An 18107-nucleotide genomic window follows, 5' to 3' on the forward strand; every position below is an offset into this window, starting at 1 on the left:
ATGGACCCTCCTATTGCCGACCTACCGACGCCGCGGGAACGGCGGCAGGCGCGGAATCGCGGAACCAGCGCCGGCCGAGCCAGAGCGCGACATGCACCAACAGGATCAGCACCGGCACCTCCACCAGCGGCCCGATCACCGCGGCGAAGGCGACCGGGGAAGCGAGCCCGAAGGCGGCGATCGCGACGGCGATGGCCAGTTCGAAGTTGTTGCCGGCGGCAGTGAAGGCGATCGCCGTCGTGCGCGGATAGTCGCCCGCGATCAGCCTGCCCATGAAGAAGCTGATCACGAACTGCACGACGAAGTAGATCACCAGCGGCACCGCGATCAGAAGCGCGTCGAACGGCAGCTGTACGACGTCACCGCCCTTCAGGCTGAACATCGCCACGATGGTGAAGAGCAGCGCGACGAGGGTGATCGGGCTGATCGTCGGCAGGAAGACATCCTGATACCAGTCCGCCCCCTTCCGCGCGATCAGGATGCGCCGGGTGAGGTATCCGGCCGCGAAAGGAATGCCGAGATAGATCAGGACCGCCTCGGTGATGGTCCAGAAGCCGACATCGACGACGCTGCCCTCCAGCCCGAAGAGCGGCGGCAGGACTGACAGGAAGAACCAGGCGTAGGTCGAAAAGAACAGGATCTGGAATATCGAGTTGAAGGCGACGAGGCCTGCGACATACTGATTGTCGCCCTTGGCCAGCTGGTTCCAGACCAGCACCATTGCGATGCAGCGCGCGAGTCCGATCAGGATCACGCCGGTCATGTATTCGGGGTAGTCGCGCAGGAAGATCACAGCGAGCGCGAACATCAGTGTCGGCCCGAACATCCAGTTCTGGACCAGGGAAAGGGCAAGCACGCGCTTGTCGGCGAAGACGCGATGCAGCTCCTCGTACCGCACCTTGGCGAGCGGCGGGTGCATCATCAGGATCAGGCCGATGGCGATCGGGATGTTCGTGGTACCGACCGACATCGCATCGAGCGCGACGGGAAGGTCCGTGAAGGCGGTCCCGAGGAACACGCCGAGTGCCATCGCCGCGAAGATCCAGACGGTCAGATAGCGGTCAAGGAAAGACAGCCGGATTGCCGGCCCTGTAGCGTTGGACATTGGAAGTTTCCTGTCAGGCGAGTCTGTTGCCCGCGGTGTCGGTGATCTGCTCGCCATCCTACTTGGTGAAGGCGCCCTTCTGGGGCGGCAGGAGGTCGAGGACGGTCTCGGAGGGGCGGCACAGCTTGACGCCCTTCGGGGTGATCACGATGGGCCGGTTGATCAGGATCGGGTGAGCCTCGATCGCATCGAGCAGTTGCTCGTCCGTCAGGCCGGAGTCGCCGAGACCCAGCTCGCCGTAGGGCGTACCCTTCTCGCGCAGGATGTCCCGGACCGAGACGCCCATCCTTTCGACGAGCTGTTGCAGCAGCGTGCGCGAGGGCGGAGTCTTGAGGTACTCGATGACGTGCGGCTCGATCCCGGAGTTGCGGATCATGGCCAGCGTGCTGCGCGAAGTACCACACTCGGGATTGTGATAAATGATGACGGCGGTGTAGTTCGCGCTCATACGTCGGTGCCCTCTTTGATCCTGGTGTTGCTGAACGGATCGCAGGCAGCGGCGCTGACGGCGCAATCGCTGGCATCGCCGCCGCAGCAGTTCTCCGTGAGATAGGCCATCAGCCCGTTCATCGCTGCGAAGTTGGCAGTGTAGATCAAAGACCGCCCCTCACGGCGGAATGTCACCAGGCTGGCATGCTTTAGCTGGGTCAGGTGAAACGAGAGCGTGGCCGAGGGCAGGCCGAGCTTCTCGCCGAGATGCCCGACCGGACGTCCTTCGCTCCCGGCCTGCACCAGCAGCCGAAAGATATCGAGCCGGGTGTCCTGCGCGAGCGCGGACAAGGCAGAGATGGCATCCGTCTTTTCCATATCTCCAGAATAATGGAGATGTAGCTGGTGTCAATGCCAGGATTGCCCTGCCGATCAGCTTTAGCAGTGGCCATGGAAACGGCGCCGGAACTGCCTCCGGCGCCATTCACTTCCTACCGGCTCGATCCGCCGTAGACGATGCCGTTCGGGCGATCGCCGACCGGTACGGTCTTGACCACTTCCTGGCTCCCCACGTCGATGATCGACACGGTATCGTCGGCAATGTTGGTCACGAACACGAATGCCCCGTCAATCGATGCCGAGACGCCATGGGCGCCGCCGCCGGTGGTGAGGGTCTTCACGACCTGGCCGGTCGCGGTGTCGATCACGGACACGGTGTTGTTAGGCTCCGCGTCGGTGCCCTGGTTGGCCACATAGACGAAGGCTCCGTCCGGGGTCGCGAACATCTGGATCGGGTTCGGCCCCACCTCGATCCTGTTCGTCACCTCGCGGGTTGAGGTGTCGATGACCGCCACGCGGTTTTCGTCGCGAAGCGAGACATAGACCTGATCGCCGGAGGGCGTGAACCCGACCTGGACCGGTGCGGTTCCGACCGGAATGCGCGCCACCTGGGACAGCGCCTGCGTGTCGATGACGGACACGGACCCATCCTCGACATTGGCCACGTAGAGCTGGGTCTCGTCCGGGCTGAGCCGCAGGCCGTGCGGATAGTCCCCCGTCGCGATGCGCCCGATGACCTCGGCCTTTGCGAGATCGACCACGGCGATCTCGTCGCCGCCGGCCAGCGAGACAAAAGCGCGCCCCTGCCGGTCGGCGACCACATGGGCCGGGTGCGAGCCTACCGCGACGGTCGCCTTGGGCGCCGAGAGGTTCTGCGGATCGAGAATGACCAGCAGACCCTCGGCCGCGCCTTCCGCGCCGTGCCCGTGCCCGTCCGACCCGTGATCCCCCTCGGTGGCAGGATCTCCGACCGTCAGCAGCAGCTTGCCATCGGGCGTCAGATCGACGTTGTGGGGCGCAACCGGGATCAAAACCGTGTCGACCGCCCCCGTGCCGAGATCGATGGCGCTGATGGAATTGCCGCCCTCATTGGCGGAGTAGACGGCCCCGCCGGTCTGAGCAAAGGGCGCCGGCGCGTCGCCGGCCTTCTCCTCCAGCCATGCCTGCATTTCGGCGATCTCGCCTTCCTGCGCCGCGATGATCTGGTCCGCCCATGCCCTGGTCTGCGGGTCGTTCCCGTATTGCTGGACGATCCTCGCCATGTCGATCGCACCCTGATGATGCGGGATCATGCCCCGGACGAAGGCGACATCCGGATCGTCGGCCATGACGCCGTCCATCATCGGTCCGTGCATTTCATTCATCGACTCGACGTAGGCCCGGGTGAAATCCGGAAGGCTTTCGTTAGCCGGGGCCGCCCCGGCGTTTGGCGCGCCCATCATCCCCTGCATTATCCCACCCTGCATCATCTGGCGCATCGCGCCCATGCATTCCGGGGTCATGGCCTGCATCATGGCCCGGCACTGCTCGGGCATCATCCCTTGCATGCCGGTCATCTGGCCCGAGGGAGGCGTCGGCGCGGGAGCCTGCTGCACTTGCGCGGGCGGGGTCCCCGGGTGGTGGGCGTCATGCCCGGCCTGCGCGAGGGCAGCGCCTGGCGGGCCCGTCAGCAAGCTGACAGTAAGGGCGATTGCGATTGCTGTTCGGTTCATTGGATTTCATCCTCTGGTTCCGGAGCGCTGGCCCGGGTTCCGGGTCGCGGTTCTCCGTTCTGTTCGCTGGTCTTTCGGGTTTGCGCCGGAGCGGCCGGAGACATCTCTCGTTCTCGCGGCGATCCCTGCGCATCACGCAGCGATGAGACGTGGCGGCTTCAGGATGCCTTCCGGTGATCGGTCGTGCGGATCGGGGCGCACAACCGTGAAAACCTCACCGCTCACGGGCGGGCCGACCGTCGGCGGCGCGACGAGAACCGCGGCGGCCAGACAGGTCTGGCAGCAATCCGCAAGATTTGGGCTGCCGTCCGCATTCGCGCAGCCTGCCGATTGATCGGCGCCATGGTCGTCCGCCATGTGATGATTGGCGCAGTGGCTTGCCGTGCCGGCGGCCTGTTGCTGGTGGATGGCGTGTCCGCCGGGGCCGGCATGTACCGGGACCTGCAGAACCAGGGCGCCGATGGCAAACAGCAGGATGTAGACCGCAAACTGGCGCAATCGACAGCATTTCGCCCCGAAGGCAGCTCGCGCCCGCCCGGTCATGCGCCACCTTCCTTCCCGGCGGCACGCCGGGTCCGTGCGATGTCACGTTCACGTCGCGCGCCACCCGACGCCGCGAGACAGCCCCGCTGACGGAGGCAAGCCGCCTCGGCGAAGTGCTGTTTCGGATCATTCGCAAGCCGGGCGGTCATGTCGTCAGCCCCGTGTCAGATTTCCCGCGGACCGAGGAATCGCCCGAAGCTCCGGGTGGTCGGGCCGAACAGGAACGCTTCATAGGGCTCGGGATCGACGCCCGGAAAATCCATGCCGGGCGAGCCGGCGGGCATTCCAGGAACGGCCAGCCCTGTCGCGTCAGGCCGCTCGGCCAGAAGGCGACGGATCGCCGCGGCAGGCACATGGCCCTCGACCACATAGCCGCCCACCTCGGCGGTGTGGCACGATGCCAGTTCGACCGGCACGCCGAGCCGCTGCTTGAGGCTGTCCATGTCGGTGGTTTCCACCACCCGCACCGGGAAGCCTGCGGCCTCGATATGCGCGACCCAGCTATCGCAGCAGCCGCAGGACGGATCCTTTGTGACGCTCACCAGAGGCAGCGCTTCAGCATGCCCCCGGCCGATTGTAGACAGCAGCAGGGGAAGTGCGCCGGCAGCGGCCAGAATGGCGCGCCGGCTGATGCGGTGATCGTTTCTCATCGTCAAACCTCGCTTCATGGATTCATTGTCTCCCCGTCACGGTCCATGTGCGGCGCACAATGAGGTGAGCAGCGAATCGAAGGCCCGGCACCGCCATCATAGCTTCACCTTCCGCAAACGCGCGGCATTGGCGATGACACTGACCGAGGACAGCGCCATGGCGGCGGCGGCGATGATCGGCGACAGCAGGATGCCGAAGAACGGGTAGAGCACCCCGGCCGCGACAGGCACGCCGAGCGCGTTGTAGATGAAGGCGAAGAACAGGTTCTGGCGGATGTTGCCCATGACCGCTTCCGACAGCCGGCGGGCGCGGACGATGCCGGTGAGATCGCCCTTGAGCAGTGTGACGCCCGCGCTTTCCATCGCCACGTCGGTGCCGGTGCCCATCGCGATGCCAACGTCCGCAGCGGCCAGCGCCGGCGCGTCGTTCACCCCGTCGCCGGCCATCGCCACCACCTCGCCCGCAGCCTTGTGCCGCTGCACGACCGCGCTCTTCTGATCGGGCAGAACCTCGGCCTCGACCTCGTCGATGCCGAGCTGGCGCGCGACCGCCTTGGCCGTCGTCCAGTTGTCGCCGGTCAGCATGACCACGCGGATGCCTTGCTCCTTGAGGGCGGCCAGCGCCTCGGGCGTCGAGGGCTTGACCGGATCGGCGATAGCGAAGATGGCAGCGACGCGGCCATCCACCCCCATGAAGATCGCGGTTGCGCCGTCCTCGCGCAGCCGGTCGGCCTCATCGGCCAGCGGCGCGACATCGACGCCCTGCTCGGCGAGGAACTTGGCATTGCCAAGGGGAATGCGCATGCCTTCGACCACCCCCAGCGCGCCCTTTCCGGTCGGCGAGTCGAAATCCGCGACCGGCGCCATCGCGATCCCGCGTTCCTCGGCGGCGCGCACGATGGCGAGTGCCAGCGGATGCTCGCTCGCCCGCTCGACGCTGGCGGCAAGCCGCAGCGCCTCGTCCTCGGTGAAACCCGCGGCCGGAACAATGGCGGTGACGGCGGGCCGGCCCTCGGTCAGCGTGCCGGTCTTGTCGACGATGATGGTGTCGACTTTCTCCATGTGCTCCAGCGCCTCGGCGTTCTTGATCAGCACGCCGGCCTGCGCCCCGCGCCCGACGCCGACCATGATCGACATCGGCGTCGCCAGCCCCAGCGCGCAGGGACAGGCGATGATGAGAACCGAAACCGCCGCGATGAGACCGAAAGAGAAGCGCGGCTCCGGACCCCAGATCGACCAGGCGATGAAGGCAAGCACCGCGACCACGATCACCGCCGGCACGAACCAGCCCGACACTTGGTCGGCGAGGCGCTGGATCGGCGCGCGGCTGCGCTGCGCCTCGGCGACAAGCTGGACGATCTGCGACAACATGGTGTCGCGGCCAACTTTCCGCGCCTCGATCACCAGCGCGCCGGACTGGTTCATGGTGCCGCCGATGGCCGATGCACCGGCCTCCTTGGTCACAGGCATCGATTCACCCGTCACCATCGATTCATCGACGGCGCTGCGGCCTTCCAGCACTTCGCCATCGACCGGCACCTTCTCGCCGGGACGCACCCGCAGGCGGTCGCCGACATGCACGCTGTCGAGCGGAACCTCCTCCTCCATGCCATCGTCGCGAATGATCCGGGCGGTCTTGGGGGCGAGGTCGAGCAGCGCGCGGATGGCGCCGCTGGTGCTCTCTCGCGCCCGCAGTTCCAACACCTGCCCGAGCAGCACCAGCACGGTGATGACCGCCGCCGCCTCGAAATAGACCGCGACGGAACCGTCATGCTGGCGAAACGCATCGGGAAAGATACCGGGCGCAACTGTGGCGACGACGCTGTAGATCCAGGCGGTCCCGGTGCCCATGGCGATCAGGGTGAACATGTTGAGGCTGCGGTTGACCAGCGACTGCCAGCCGCGCTGAAAGAATGGCCAGCCGGCCCAGAGAACGACCGGCGTTGCGAGGATCAGTTGCAGCCAGTTCGAGGTCAGCTGGCCGACATAATGGCTCAAGCCAAGAAAATGGCCGCCCATTTCGAGGACGACCACTGGTATCGTCAGCGCCAGTCCGATCCAGAACCGACGTGTCATGTCGATCAGTTCCTCGTTGGGTCCGGCCTCGAGACTGACCAGCACCGGCTCCAGCGCCATGCCGCAGATCGGGCAGGAGCCGGGGCCGACCTGCCGGATCTCCGGGTGCATCGGGCAGGTATAGATCGTCCCCTCGGGCACCGGCTCTGCCGTGGCCGCCGCGGTCGCCGGATCGAGGTAACGTTCCGGCTCTGCCAGGAACTTGGCCCGGCAGCCGGCGGAGCAGAAGTAATACGGCCGGCCGGCATTCTCGGCCTTGTGCTCGGTCGTGTGCGGGTCGACCATCATGCCGCAGACAGGGTCCTTGACCTTGTGCGTGTCGTCCCGCGCGACGGCGGCGTGGTCATGCGCGTGATCGTGCACATGGCCGTGGTTGTGGTGATGGTGATCTGTCTTGCTGGCCATTTCTCACGCCTCCTTGGCGGTTTGCCCGATCATGCGTTGACTGCGAATTCGGTCATCATGCCGGTCTCGAGATGCGGCATGTGGTGGCAATGCAGCATCCAGCGCGCGACCTCGCCGGCGTCGAGCGCGATATCGACCATCGACATCGGCGGCACGTATACCGTGTCGCGCAGCGCGCCTCGGACCGCACGTCCGTTCAACCCGACGACTTGGAACACATGTCCGTGCAGATGCATCGGGTGGCCCATCATCGACATGTTGTGGAAGGACAGCACGACCCGCTCGCCGCTCTGTGCGGCAAGCGGGCGATGCTGGCCCCAGACGGCCCCGTTGATCGTCCACACATAGGGCTGCATCGAGCCGCCCAGCATCACCATGTGGCTGCGGTCCACCGGCCGATCCGGCAAAGCGCCCGCGGCGATCAGACGCGTCTCCTGCGCAAGGTCGCTGTCGAAGGCAGGCGCTTCGGCCTCCGCCATGGTGTCGATGCGCCGTATTTCGGCGCCCTGCGTGGCAAGGATCAGCCCGGTCCGCTCTCGCGCGCCTTCCCGCAGCGCGAGGATCGGCCAGGCGCCGCCCTCCTGCGGCAGGTCGATCTCGAGGTCGAGCCGTTGGCCCATGGCCAAGCCGAACCGCGTGCCGGGGACGGGCTGAACGGCATGGCCATCGACCGCGACGAGCCGGGCCTGCGCTTCGCCAGTCTCGATCCAGAACACCGTTGCCGCGGCGGCGTTGATCACCCGCAGGCGGATGCGCCCGCCGCGCTCGACCTGCACCACCTCGGGATCCGAAAGCGTGCGGTCGTTGGCGAGATAGGCGTCCCAGTCGTAGTCGTTGAGGTCCATCGCCATGCCGTCCATGGCGCCCATTCCCGTCATGCCACCCATGGCGCCGTGATCCATGCCACCCATCGGCATGTTCCCCATCGCGCCGTGGTCCATGGCCGCCATGCCGCCCATGACCGCGCCGTGGCCGCCTCCATGACCGCCGGCGGTCCCGTGGCCGCCAAGGATCTCGGCCATCACCTCCTCGGGTGCCTTGAACGAGAAATCATGCAGGAACAGCACCACCTCCTGCCGGTCGGCGGCGACATCCTCGGCGCTGCGCACGATCAGCGGCGCGGCCAGAAGGCGCATCTCGTGCAGCGGCACATGCGCGTGCATCCAGTAGGTGCCGGGCAGCGGCGCGAAGTCATAGGCGCGAGTCTCGCCGGGGGCGAGCATCGGCAAAGGCATGTCGGGCACGCCATCCTGTGCGTTGGGCGGGATCTGGCCGTGCCAGTGGATCAGCGTGTCAGTATCGAGATCGTTGCGCAGATCCACCCGGAACCGCGCGCCGGGATCGAGTGTCAGCCCCTGTCCGGCTGGCCCGGCAAGACCCCAGACGGTGGCGGCGCGACCGTCGATGTCGAGCGTCCGGGTGGCGGCGTGCAGCGACAGCGGGGCGGCGCCCTGCGCTGCCGCGATCCGGGGCAGATGCGCATAGGCCAGCATGGCGGCGCCAGCGGCAAGAAAGCCGCGTCGTGAAAGGGTATTCATGGTCGTCTCCTCGGGACAGCTCGTCCCGTTCATCAAAACCGACAGGACGCCGCGGGCCTCGGCCCGGACGCGCGATCAGAGGAGACGGTGCTTGGGAGGTCGTTCGTTCAGTCCAGGTGCCCGACCGGCAAGCACTGCACCGGTGGGCAGGTCATGGCTGGCAGGCGCGTAAACGCTGGGCGAGTCTTCCCTCGGAAATGTCAGAAAGACCAAAAGACCTGAACAAAGCAACTCACAGCTTCCAGCATCCATCGATCCGCAGTGCTGTTCGCCGTCACAGGAACGGTCGCTGCCGGCCGCAACCTGCATCATCTCGCCGACATGCACCGAGTGATCCGGCTCTGCGCTCAAGCGCGCCGCATGCGCGGAGGTCACCGTCGTCATGACGGCGATCGCGAGTACGGCAAGCATGGTGACGAGGCGCGAGAACATGCCGGAAAGATAGGCGCTGGTCACGGGAATGTCCATTGCCTCCGGCGTCGCGCCTCTGGCAGAAATTCATCCTCGGCATGTAGCCAATAGAAATTCCTCGCCACCAATCATGCAACTCATGCGAAAAGAACTCCGTAATATCTTGTGGCCCGGGTTGCTCGTCGGAGGCCTGGTCATGGCGGTCTTCGCTGGCAGGCACTATGCCCAGACCGCATCCAACGCCGCGTCATCTGCAGAAGTCATCGAACAGGGCCGGCAGATCTATGCGGACCAATGTGCGTCCTGCCACGGTGCGCAGCTCGAGGGGCAGCCGGACTGGAAGACGCCCCTTCCGTCCGGGCGTCTCCCGGCGCCACCACACGATGCCGACGGCCACACGTGGCACCATCCCGATGACATCCTGTTCCGGATCGTCAAGGAGGGCACGGCCGCCATCGTCGGGGGCGGCTATAAGAGCGACATGCCGGGCTTTGCCGTCCTCAGCGACGCAGAGATCCAGGCTGCGCTCGCCTATATCAAGAGCACCTGGCCGGAGCGCGAGCGGACCTACCAGGAGAATGTGTCGCAAGCACGCTGAGCGCTGATGGCACCTTCGGGATGGAGCTTCGCTGCAGGCCGGAGCTGCCCGTGCGACCGGCTGCTCAGTTTTCCGAGGCCCACCCGGTGACAGTTGTGGCTGCCGGACAGAAGCGGCATATTTGGATCAACCCGATGGCGACACCTTTGGGAGCGATGTTCGTGGGATTATTCATGGATTACTTGGCCTTTGAAGCGCGCCCGATCATGGCGCAGCGTCGGGTTTTCCCTCAATGAACAATCCCGGCTCCAGTTCATCGAAGCGGGTTCAAGACCGCACGGAGCGGCTCAACAAGAACTGCTTCTGCGTTACACTGGACCTTCCATCGCTGCGCGAGGCGCTGGAGCAGGAGGCAGGTGAGCCGGCGTTCTTCGAGACGTTCATCGGCCCCAAGACCCACCTGTTCTCGCACGTGCCGGTGTTCCTTTCGGCCACCACCGTCAATGAGATGCGCGCGATCGCAGTGGCTGTGGAGACCACCGCCCAACTCGAGGCATACAAGACCGCGGTCCTCTCCTGGGCGCCGGAAATCGCGTGGGGGGATCACGGCCCGCTCGGGGCATTGATGGGCTACGACTTTCATCTCGGCGAAGACGGCCCCCGGTTGATCGAAATCAACACCAACGCCGGCGGCGCGTTTCTCAATGCCTTTCTTGCACGAGCGCAGCGCGCGTGCTGCGCCGAAATGGATATCCCCCCGGCGCTGCCATCGTTCGAGGACGCGGCGTTTCGCATGTTCCAGAACGAATGGATTCGGCAGCGGGGAACGGGCACGCCACAACGCATCGCCATCATCGATGACAATCCGCCGGAACAGTACCTTTATCCCGAGTTCGTGCTCGCGCGGCAAGTTTTGGCGGCACGAGGGGTAGACGCGGTCATCGCCGACGCCGGTCACCTTAGCTACGACGATGGTCAGCTCAGCGTCGACGGAAAGACGATCGATCTCGTTTACAACCGGGTCACCGATTTCGCCTTTGATCAGCCCGAGCACAAGGCATTGCAGGAATCCTACCGTGATGGCGCGGTTGTCGTAACGCCGAATCCGCACAACCACGCGCTCCTTGCCGACAAGCGCAACCTTTCGCTTCTTTCGAATTCCGCGACACTTGAGGCATGGGGAGTCGACCCGGGGATTCGGGCCGGGCTTGCTGCCGTTCCACGCACCGTTCTGGTCAATCCCGACAACGCTGATGCACTTTGGAAATCCCGCAAGGACCTGTTCTTCAAGCCGACAGGAGGACATGGTGGCAAGGCGGTATATCGTGGCGACAAGCTGACGAAAGGAGTCTGGGCGGAGATCGCGGGAGGCGGATACGTTGCCCAGACGCTGGTCCGCCCCAGCGAGCGCATGATCAAGATCGACGAGACACCCCAGAGGCGCAAAATGGACGTGCGACTGTATACCTATGATGGGCAGGTGCTTCTGGTGGCCGCGCGCCTTTATCAAGGCCAGACCACAAATTTCAGGACGCTAGGGGGTGGGTTCGCGCCGGTGTTCGTGATCTGAAGCGAGAGCTGTTGGGATCTTGTATAATGAAATCAATCCCTTAAGGTGGAGAAGGTTGGACGTCAGACCCATCCCCTCCGCCAAACACCGTCGACTACCGCACAATGTGTTTGGCTACTTCTCGCTTTATCAAGCAAATAGCCTGTTTCGGGTCGGCTGATCGGCAGAGAACGCCACTCGACCATGCGGCGTACGCTAGGCACGGCAGGCATGGGGTGCCAGCCGCCGGATGGCGATCCGGTGTTGAAGCGCTCGGACGAACGCCGCCGGGTGCGCCGGATTGATGTCGAGCACCACGAATTGGTGCGACGAGCCGGGTCAGGAGCACAGGCTCTCGAGGCAAGCTCCTAGACTTATGAGCCGTTAGCTGCGGTCGTCTTTCTTAAGACTCTGGACGTGCGTGAAGCCGAACCTGCCCTTGATACACAGGTTCCCGTGGTTGACGTCGTGATCGTGGGGCGAGGTCACCTTGACGATTTTGTTGTCCTGGACATGCAGCTCAACATTACAGCCGACGCCGCAATAGGTGCACACCGTGGTTGTTTGCGTCTGCTTCGATTCGTTCCAGGTGCCAGCAGCGCGCATGTCGTATTCGGACTTGAACGAGAGCGCACCTGTCGGGCAGACCTCCACGCAGTTGCCGCAGAATACGCAGGCAGAGTCCGGCAACTCAGCGGCGAACTCGGTGGATATCTGAGAGTCGAACCCCCGCCCCGCGATCTGGATCGCGTAGCTGTTCTGCCACTGGGACCCGCAGGCATCTACGCATTTGTAGCATAGGATGCACTTGTCATACTCACGCACATAAAGGTCGTTGTCGATCTTGTCAGGCTGAGCCATCGTAGCTGCGACACTGCCGTTTCCGGCGTGGTGTTCGCCCGGTTCGTGGACGTCGCGACTGAGGCTCACGCCGGCCCGTTCGCCGTAGCGGCCCGGCTCGGCGTCATAGCGCTCCATCCACTCGGGAATATGCGGCGTGGTGGACAGATCGACGGAAGAGCCAAGCAATTCCAGCACGAGGCGGCGGCTGTGCCGCACGCGATCGGTATCGGTCATGACCTCCATGCCAGCCTGGACCTTACGGGAGCAGGAGGGCACAAGGACGCGCGAGCCTTTCAATTCAACCATGCAGACGCGGCAGGCATTCTTGGGCGTGAGCGTATCGCCGTAGCAAAGCGTGGGTGTGTCCTTCCCTACCGCGTTGCAGGCCGTCAGGATGGTGCTCCCCTCCGGGACGCTCACTTCCTCGCCGTCGATGGTGATCGTGATTTGCTGGACGGGCGCACCAGTAGCACGCCGGTAGTGCGTATTCATCTGCTTTCCTCCAGTAGGCCGAGGCGGTCGATGGCTGACTCAACGGCGTTCCAGGCGGCCTGACCGAGACCGCAGATCGAGGAATCCTTCATCACCAGGCCGACATCGCGCAGCAATTGGACGTCGCGCCCCTTGGCCGCAGCATCCTGGCGGTTGTGCGTGATGCGCAGCAGCGCCTCCTCCTGACGTACCGTACCTACCCGGCAGGGCACGCACTGACCGCAGGACTCGTCGCGGAAAAACCGCGCGACACGCAACAAAATGCCGGACAGGTCAACGGTGTCGTCGAAGGCCATTATCACGCCTGAGCCCAAAGTGGCGTTGTTGGCGCGGACACCTTCGAAGGTCAGCGGTATGTTGAGTTCATCAGCGCGCACGAACACGCCTGCCGCGCCGCCGAGCAGCACAGCCTGAAGCGTTCGACCCTTTGGAACTCCACCGGCCAGTTCAAGAACGTCACCAAGTGTCGCGCCGAAGGGCACTTCGTAGACGCCGGGGCGCACGAGGTTGCCTGACACACAGAAAAGCTTGGGCCCGGTAGAGCCCTCGGTGCCAATCTTGGTGTATTGCGCGGCACCCATCTGCATGATCAGAGGCACGTTGCACAGGGTCTCGACGTTATTGACCACTGTCGGCTTGTTGAAAAGACCTTGTTCGAACGGGAAAGGCGGCTTGGAGCGCGGTTCACCGCGATAGCCCTCGATCGAATTGAAGATCGCGGTCTCCTCACCGCAGATATAGGCGCCGGCACCGCGTCGGATCTCGAGCTCGAAGCTCCACCCGGTATCCAGGATGTTGGTGCCCAGGAACCCGCGTTCGCGAGCCCTTTTGATGGCGTTGCTCAACATCCGGAAGGCGCGAGGATATTCGCCGCGCAGATAGATGTAACCGCGCTCGGCGCCGATGGCGTAGCCGGCAATGGTCATCGACTCGATCAACGCGAACGGGTCGCCCTCGAGGATCGCCCGATCCTTGAACGTTCCGGGCTCACTTTCATCCGCGTTGCAGACAAGGTAGCGAGGCGTCGCCGGCTGCTTGGCAGTACTTTCCCACTTGATGCCGGCCGGGAACGCCGCCCCGCCACGACCCATCAGTCGAGAATCCTTGACCTCGCTGATGACCTGTCCGGGTTCCATCTCGAAAGCTCGCCGCAATCCAGCGTAACCGCCGGTTGCGAGATAGTCGTCGAGGCTCTCTGGATCGACCTGGCCGACGCGCTTGAGCAGCATCAGGCCTTCCTGACCGGCCTGTGGCACGGCCATGATCGGTGGTGCCTCGGCTGCGAGGGCAGCGGGACCGGCGCTCAATGCAAGGGCGACCTCCTCGACCGTGGCGGGTCCAATCAGGTGCTCATGAGGCGGATCACCAGCCTCCACTGCAAGCGCGGCCGGAGCGCGCTCACAAACGCCAAGGCAAGGGCTGTGCTTCCAACCGTTCATAGCCCCAGCCGGGCCCAGCCGCTTCTCAAGGTCGGCGCACAAATCCTTGGAGCCGCGTGTCATGCAGGCAATATCGGTGCAAACGTGAACGACGCGCTTCGGCCGCATGTTGGTCGAAAACAGCGCATAGAACGTCGCGACGCTGTAGACGTCGGCCGCCGACACACTGAGGCGCTTTCCGATGTAGTTCAGCGCGCCGGGACTGATCCAGCCAACGCGGTCGTTCACAGCGTGCAGCGCTTCCATAACGAGGTGACGCCGGCTCCGTGCCGCATGACCGGTGTGAGCGCGGCGATGGTCCTGCTCGTCACGTTCGCCGCCGTGCCAGCCGCCCTCGCCGGGTCCCCCAAGCCGCCGATCGATTGCGTCGCGTTCTTCAGCGAACGGCTCGGCATTGGAGAACTTCAAGTCCACAATTCATCCTTCCTATTTCGCGGTGGCAAATTCGCTACCATGGCGTTCGTGATCGGTGGTCTCGGCAACGACATCCTCTTCGGGCAGAGGCTCGTTGGTCTTCTCCACCTTGACCGCTGTCGCCTTGAACTCCGCGGTCTTGGCGATCGGGTCGTTTGCTTCGATGGTAAGCGAGTTCACATCCACGTCGTCGGGGAAGTTGCAGGCCATGAAGAGCAGTCCAGGACGCAGGCCCGGGTCAAGACGAGCAGGCGCCAGAACTGTTCCGCGGCGTGAACTTACCCGCACAACCTCGCCTTCGTTGAGGTCAAGCCGATCCATATCCTCCGGAGAAATATCCACGCAGCCACCGAAGCGGATCGGCGAATTGAAGCCGCCGGACTGCACGCCGGTGTTATAGTCGGTCAGTCGACGGCCGGTCGTCAGGCGCAACGGAAACTCGTCGTTCAGCTTGTCCACCGGTAGTCGGTGCTCGATGATACCGAACGGCGCCAGACGTCCACGCTTCTCGGGATCCTTCTCCCAGAGGCGGCCGTGCAGGAACGGTGACTCAGGTCCGTCCTCGTCAGGGAAAGGCCACTGCACCCCGCCCCGCTCTTCGAGTACCCGATAGGACATTCCATGGTGCGCCGGCGACAGCGCACGCAACTCGTCCCAGATTTGCTCTGCCGTTTGTATCGGCCAGACATAGCCCATGCGCTCCGCAATCAGACGCATGATCTCGACATCGTCCTTCGCGCTTCCCGGTGGCTCCAACGCCTTGCGCACGAGTTGCACCCGGCGTTCGCTGTTGGTGAACGTGCCCTCGCTCTCGCACCATGCAGCGGTGGATGGAAGCACCACGTCGGCGAACGAAGCGGTTTTGGTGAGGAAGATGTCCTGCACAACGAGATGGTCCAGATTTTGCAGTCGTCTGGCCACCGCCGTGGTGTCGGCATCTGACTGCACCGGGTTCTCACCGATGACATAGACGCTGGTGAGGTGGCCCTCATCCATCGCTTCCATCATCTCAGAGAGTGTCAAACCACCCTTCGGAGGCATGGTGACGCCCCACATGCGCTCGAATTTTTCCCGGTGTTCGCGGTTCTCGACGCTCTGGAACCCTGGCAGATTCTTGGGGATCGCCCCCATGTCGCCACCGCCCTGGACGTTGTTCTGGCCACGGACAGGAACCAGGCCCGCGCCCCAGCGACCAATCTGGCCCGTGAGCAGCGCAAGGTTGCACAGGGCCCGCACGTTGTCGGTGCCGTTGTGGTGCTCGGTGATGCCGAGCGTCCAGCACAACTGAGCGCGTTCCGCCTTGGCATAGTCATGCGCAAGTTCCCGGATCAGCTCCGCAGGCACGCCCGTCTCACGGGACGTGACTTCCAGCGTCCACGGCTCGCATGCCGCGACATAGTCTTCGAACCCGGTAGAGGCGTTCGCGACAAACTCCTCGTTCACCAAGCCGGCATGGATTATTTCGCGACCAACACCATAGGCCAGCGCCACGTCGGTACCGACGTCGAGACCGAGCCACGAGTCAGCCCACTCAGCCGTCTTGGACCGACGAGGATCGACAGCATAGACCTTGGCGCCCTTGTGGATCGCCTTCAGGGCGTGATGGAAGAAAATCGGATGAGCTTCCCGGGCATTGGAGCCCCAGAAGATGATCAGATCCGCGTCCTCAATCTCGTTGTAGGACGAGGTACCACCGCCTGCACCAAACACCGTCACCAGACCGGCGACGCTGGGGGCGTGTCAAGTTCGGTTACAGGAATCGATGTTGTTGGTACCGATCACGGCCCGAGCGAACTTCTGGGCAATGAAATTCATCTCGTTGGTCGCACGGGAACACGAGAACATACCGAACGCGTCGGGGCCGTGAAGCTCGCGATTGCGCAGGAAGCCCTCAGCAGCGCGATCAAGGGCCTCGTCCCAAGAAGCAGGCCGCAGGACACCGTTGTCGCGGACAAGCGGCTCGGTCAGTCGAGTATAGTTCTGATTTGACTGTCTGCCCACGCCGGCCTCCACTGTATTGTTGGAGCTTATATACCACGATCCAAATGGCCAGTGATATATGAAATATTGTGCATATTTCCATACTTACGCCCGACATGTGGTGTGCGCGTCGCGCCGCCGTCGCCCGAGGAGCGCGTGTTGCCATGAGCAACGGCCGTGCTCATCGGCGCTCCAGTCGCGCAGATCGAATCACGGATTTTTGCGCTCTTGTTCGACTTGACAATCGTGCCGGTCTGCATACGCTTTTGCGGTGATTACTTTTGCCGCTCCCGAGGTTCGGGGCGCTATTCTTTCAGTCGATCCGACGTGTATCGCAACTGAAGTGCATGCCCGCCCGTCACTAGGGCGAACGGCGATATTGTCATCACGTGTTCATGGGAACCAGTCTCCGCTTCAGGCGGTCAGCGTCGGTTTGTTCGCACAGCCGGCACCGATCGAACGCGGCTGGCAACTGCCTTTCCCCCGGACGATCCTGCATCAAGAAAAAGAACACTCAAACAAGGAGATAGACAATGACCGATCGCCGTCAGTTTCTGGTTGGCACAGCAGCCTGCCTGGCAAGCGCAACATTGATGCCGGGCTTGGCACGTGCGGCCCGACAATTTGATCCGCAGCCGGGAGAATGGCGAACCTTCCGTGTCGTCACTCGGCTCGAAATTCCAACCGACAAGGGCGCCGTGCAGGCATGGGTCCCACTGGCATCGGTGAACGACGAATGGATGCAGCCAATGGGCGAGAAGTGGACCGGCAATGCAGTGTCGGCTACCATTGCGACCGACCCGGCAAGCGGCACGAAGCTGCTCCACGCTACATTCGCGAATGGCGGTTCGCCGGCTGTTCTTGAAGTCGAGAACACAGTCAGGATGCGGGATCGGTCGGTCGCAGGAACGGAATCCAGCGGCAAGCAGAATCTAAGTGACAGCGAACGACAGCTATATCTGGCTGCCACGGATCTGGTGCCGACGGATGGCATCGTCAAACAGACCGCCGACGAGATTACCAAAGGCCTTAACGATGATCGCTCCAAGGCGAAGGCCATCTATGAGTGGATCGTCGAGAATTGCCACCGCGACGGCGACGTGCGCGGTTGCGGTACAGGCGATGTCGTGGCGCTACTGGAAACCGGCGGCCGCGGTGGCAAATGCGCCGATCTGAACGCACTTTTCGTGGGACTGGCCAGGGCCTCCGGCGTGCCGGCCCGCGACATCTATGGTGTTCGGGTCGCGCCTTCCCGGTTCGGTTACAAGAGCCTTGGCGCCAATTCCGACATCGTCAGCAAGGCCCAGCATTGCCGTGCCGAGGTTTATCTGTCCGGACAGGGATGGGTGGCTGCCGATCCGGCCGACGTGCGCAAGGTCATGTTGGAAGAGCCGCCGCGCGACAATGCGATCGATTCGCCGGCAGTCGTTGCCGTTCGCGAGAAATTGTTCGGAGCGTGGGAAGGCAACTGGCTTGCCTACAACACCGGCCATGACCTTGTTTTGCCAGGATCATCTCACAAGGTGGCGTTCCTGATGTACCCGCAGGCCGAGGTCGGCGGAACACTGGTCGACTCTCTCGATCCCGACAAAGTCAGCTACACGATCAAGTCGACCGCGATCTGAGTCTGAATTGCACCATACC

The 18107-nt window shown here is 63.8% G+C and carries 15 protein-coding genes; 3 read left to right on the forward strand and 12 right to left on the reverse strand.

Features of this window, described 5'->3' with window-relative positions; translation table 11 throughout:
* Positions 1-10 precede the first annotated feature (10 nt).
* The 9 genes from arsB to ACODTY_RS12770 form a co-directional block, all read right to left on the reverse strand.
* Positions 11-1105 carry an ACR3 family arsenite efflux transporter gene (gene arsB / locus ACODTY_RS12730; RefSeq protein WP_488994627.1) on the reverse strand — a complete coding sequence of 365 codons (1095 nt, stop codon included), beginning with the start codon at positions 1103-1105 and terminating at the stop codon, positions 11-13.
* 58 nt (positions 1106-1163) lie between these two features.
* Positions 1164-1553 (reverse strand): arsenate reductase (glutaredoxin), encoded by a 390-nt coding sequence (gene arsC, locus ACODTY_RS12735; RefSeq protein ID WP_488994628.1) that lies wholly within the window; start codon positions 1551-1553, stop codon positions 1164-1166.
* Positions 1550-1912, reverse strand: a complete 363-nt coding sequence (locus ACODTY_RS12740) for an ArsR/SmtB family transcription factor (protein ID WP_052174986.1) — start codon at positions 1910-1912, stop codon at positions 1550-1552. The genes arsC and ACODTY_RS12740 overlap by 4 nt, the downstream gene beginning before the upstream one ends.
* A gap of 113 nt (positions 1913-2025) precedes the next feature.
* The gene (gene copM, locus ACODTY_RS12745) at positions 2026-3585 is read right to left on the reverse strand and encodes a CopM family metallochaperone (protein WP_263568232.1); all 1560 of its coding nucleotides are present in this window, start codon (positions 3583-3585) and stop codon (positions 2026-2028) included.
* 132 nt (positions 3586-3717) lie between these two features.
* On the reverse strand, positions 3718-4128 hold the full coding sequence (locus tag ACODTY_RS12750; protein ID WP_183333630.1) for a hypothetical protein: 411 nt from the start codon (positions 4126-4128) through the stop codon (positions 3718-3720).
* 164 nt (positions 4129-4292) lie between these two features.
* On the reverse strand, positions 4293-4778 hold the full coding sequence (locus ACODTY_RS12755; RefSeq protein WP_183334281.1) for a DUF411 domain-containing protein: 486 nt from the start codon (positions 4776-4778) through the stop codon (positions 4293-4295).
* A 96-nt stretch (positions 4779-4874) separates the two neighbouring features.
* Complete coding sequence (locus tag ACODTY_RS12760; RefSeq protein ID WP_488994629.1) at positions 4875-7259, reverse strand: heavy metal translocating P-type ATPase; 2385 nt, start codon at positions 7257-7259, stop codon at positions 4875-4877.
* Positions 7260-7288: 29 nt separating this feature from the next.
* Positions 7289-8797, reverse strand: a complete 1509-nt coding sequence (locus ACODTY_RS12765; RefSeq protein ID WP_488994630.1) for a multicopper oxidase family protein — start codon at positions 8795-8797, stop codon at positions 7289-7291.
* 75 nt (positions 8798-8872) lie between these two features.
* Positions 8873-9253 (reverse strand): hypothetical protein, encoded by a 381-nt coding sequence (locus tag ACODTY_RS12770; protein ID WP_203561093.1) that lies wholly within the window; start codon positions 9251-9253, stop codon positions 8873-8875.
* 151 nt (positions 9254-9404) lie between these two features.
* Between ACODTY_RS12770 and ACODTY_RS12775 the strand changes: the two genes are divergently transcribed.
* Both ACODTY_RS12775 and ACODTY_RS12780 read left to right on the forward strand, forming a co-directional pair.
* Positions 9405-9806, forward strand: coding sequence for a c-type cytochrome (locus tag ACODTY_RS12775; protein ID WP_163464899.1), 402 nt, complete (start codon positions 9405-9407; stop codon positions 9804-9806).
* A 232-nt stretch (positions 9807-10038) separates the two neighbouring features.
* Positions 10039-11316, forward strand: a complete 1278-nt coding sequence (locus ACODTY_RS12780; protein WP_488994631.1) for an ATP-grasp domain-containing protein — start codon at positions 10039-10041, stop codon at positions 11314-11316.
* Between the two features lie 363 nt (positions 11317-11679).
* Here the strand turns inward: ACODTY_RS12780 and ACODTY_RS12785 are convergent, their stop codons facing one another.
* Genes ACODTY_RS12785 through ACODTY_RS12795 form a run of 3 tightly spaced genes read right to left on the reverse strand, consistent with a single transcriptional unit; the run spans position 11680 to position 16544 of the window.
* Positions 11680-12630 (reverse strand): 2Fe-2S iron-sulfur cluster-binding protein, encoded by a 951-nt coding sequence (locus ACODTY_RS12785; RefSeq protein WP_488994632.1) that lies wholly within the window; start codon positions 12628-12630, stop codon positions 11680-11682.
* Positions 12627-14483, reverse strand: coding sequence for an NAD(P)H-dependent oxidoreductase subunit E (locus ACODTY_RS12790; protein WP_488994633.1), 1857 nt, complete (start codon positions 14481-14483; stop codon positions 12627-12629). Before ACODTY_RS12790 ends, ACODTY_RS12785 begins: the two co-directional genes overlap by 4 nt.
* Positions 14484-14495: 12 nt before the next feature.
* Complete coding sequence (locus ACODTY_RS12795; protein ID WP_488994705.1) at positions 14496-16544, reverse strand: molybdopterin oxidoreductase family protein; 2049 nt, start codon at positions 16542-16544, stop codon at positions 14496-14498.
* 452 nt (positions 16545-16996) lie between these two features.
* Here ACODTY_RS12795 and ACODTY_RS12800 point away from each other — a divergent pair, with 452 nt between their 5' ends.
* Positions 16997-18088, forward strand: coding sequence for a transglutaminase family protein (locus ACODTY_RS12800; RefSeq protein ID WP_488994634.1), 1092 nt, complete (start codon positions 16997-16999; stop codon positions 18086-18088).
* Positions 18089-18107: the final 19 nt, after the last annotated feature.

This window comes from Mesorhizobium sp. FG116, from assembly GCF_057809835.1.

Coding starts and splice junctions, on each gene's coding strand:
- arsB (WP_488994627.1), bottom strand. CDS start 1,105: ATGTCCAACGCTACAGGGCCGGCAATCCGGCTGTCTTTCCTTGACCGC.
- arsC (WP_488994628.1), bottom strand. CDS start 1,553: ATGAGCGCGAACTACACCGCCGTCATCATTTATCACAATCCCGAGTGT.
- ACODTY_RS12740 (WP_052174986.1), bottom strand. CDS start 1,912: ATGGAAAAGACGGATGCCATCTCTGCCTTGTCCGCGCTCGCGCAGGAC.
- copM (WP_263568232.1), bottom strand. CDS start 3,585: ATGAACCGAACAGCAATCGCAATCGCCCTTACTGTCAGCTTGCTGACG.
- ACODTY_RS12750 (WP_183333630.1), bottom strand. CDS start 4,128: ATGACCGGGCGGGCGCGAGCTGCCTTCGGGGCGAAATGCTGTCGATTG.
- ACODTY_RS12755 (WP_183334281.1), bottom strand. CDS start 4,778: ATGAGAAACGATCACCGCATCAGCCGGCGCGCCATTCTGGCCGCTGCC.
- ACODTY_RS12760 (WP_488994629.1), bottom strand. CDS start 7,259: ATGGCCAGCAAGACAGATCACCATCACCACAACCACGGCCATGTGCAC.
- ACODTY_RS12765 (WP_488994630.1), bottom strand. CDS start 8,797: ATGAATACCCTTTCACGACGCGGCTTTCTTGCCGCTGGCGCCGCCATG.
- ACODTY_RS12775 (WP_163464899.1), top strand. CDS start 9,405: ATGGCGGTCTTCGCTGGCAGGCACTATGCCCAGACCGCATCCAACGCC.
- ACODTY_RS12780 (WP_488994631.1), top strand. CDS start 10,039: ATGAACAATCCCGGCTCCAGTTCATCGAAGCGGGTTCAAGACCGCACG.
- ACODTY_RS12785 (WP_488994632.1), bottom strand. CDS start 12,630: ATGAATACGCACTACCGGCGTGCTACTGGTGCGCCCGTCCAGCAAATC.
- ACODTY_RS12800 (WP_488994634.1), top strand. CDS start 16,997: ATGACCGATCGCCGTCAGTTTCTGGTTGGCACAGCAGCCTGCCTGGCA.